Origin of the sequence: Endozoicomonas sp. ONNA1 (genome assembly GCF_024606325.1) — a bacterium.
Taxonomy (GTDB): Bacteria; Pseudomonadota; Gammaproteobacteria; order Pseudomonadales; family Endozoicomonadaceae; genus Endozoicomonas_A.
Window position 1 is genome coordinate 1 of the sequence record NZ_JAHHPN010000593.1, and the last position, 1,426, is coordinate 1,426.

The following is a 1,426-nucleotide window of genomic DNA, read 5'->3' on the forward strand; positions in this document are numbered from 1 at the left end:
TGGAGGTCTTAAGCGATAGCGTAATGATGACTATGCGCTTCTCGTTGCTCAAAAGTAAGCAGGCTTGCATAGAGTCCTTCTAAGCGTCTTTCTATTTAGGTGGTACGATAGTGATAGGTAGGAGGAGAAAACCTCTCAGGGAGGCTCTATAGCTGTGACTAACCTGTCTCTCTACTCCTTCTCCCTTCTCCTGTCTTCTCCTCACAACTCAGGCAATTGGTCTATAACCTTCTTCATACGCCCTATCTGTGCTGCCCATCCATCTCCATAGTGTTGGTCAGTAGTTCCCTCTTGAGCGTGCCCAGTGATCGCAAAGCGAAGGCCATCAGGACAGTTCTCAATGACTCTCAGCCTGTCTGTAATTCCGTGTCTAAAGCTGTAAAGCCTTATGTGTCGCTCTGTGAATAGCTTAAGTTCCCCATTGAGTTTCTCTTTATTGACTGCTATTGCTTTTACGTTCAGTCCATAGAGCCTTTCAATGGAGTAGTGGAGAGGTATTGTCCTGTTGCCTGCTTTTGTTTTACTGTTGGTTATCTTCAGGCACTTATTACCACTCACTTCTACCCATTCCATATTCACAAATGGTTCATTAGATCTTAAGCCAGTGTAGTAGTAGAGCTTGAATATATCTCTGTATTCAGGTCTTACAATCTCCAGTATCTTTCGAGTGTCTTCAGTTGATACAGGTGACATGGCTTTAGTTTCATACCCTGACAGTCCGCCTACCTGTTTAAATACTGAGTACTCTATATAATCCCTCTCCTGTAATATCCAACTGAATAAGGCTGCTACACGATTGAAGTAATTGGAAGGAGTAGAGTTCGTGTACTCTTCTAGCAAGTGTTCTTTAAAGTCCCTTGCATCTTGCTTTGTTGCCTTGCGTACATCTTCAAGCTGCGTAAGCTCTACAAAGGCCTTTAATGGTTTCCTGTATTCCATCTTATTGCGTACCGCTCTATCTCCTTTCCATTTCCCTGTTTTAACTTTGTGTGTACAGAACTCCTCAAACAAGGAAAGAATGTCAGGGATAGGGCTTAACTCTGGTTTAGCCTCTGGTGTTGCCTCTGGTGTTGCCTCTGTCTCTGGTCTACCAACCGACAGGCCGCAATCCTTCTTAACACGGTCAATGTAGTTGTTAAGGTTACTAGCGTCTTGAGAGTCGAGGACAGGGTTAAAGACATCCTCAGCTTCATACAGGTCATTGATGTGTCCGCCTATGATAGCCTGCCTGTAAGAATCAGCCGCTTCAAAGGCTTTATCCAGCTCCTTTTTCAAATCAGCAAACAATACTAACTCTCTCGCCTTATGCCTCATGTAGCCTTCCAAATGTAAATCTATCAGGCTTGACAGTACTTTAGCTATTGTTGGATGTGTAGTCAGTAGTGACCGACTAAGGGATGTAGAGCCTATGCGCCTTTGGTAGTGA

At 44.0% G+C, this 1,426-nt stretch carries 1 protein-coding gene; it reads right to left on the reverse strand.

Translation table 11 applies throughout. The features are described 5' to 3' along the window. Positions 1–201: 201 nt before the first annotated feature. Positions 202–1,426, reverse strand: a 1,225-nt coding sequence (locus KDK19_RS13730) for a hypothetical protein (protein WP_257292182.1), incomplete at its 5' end; no start/stop codon positions are given.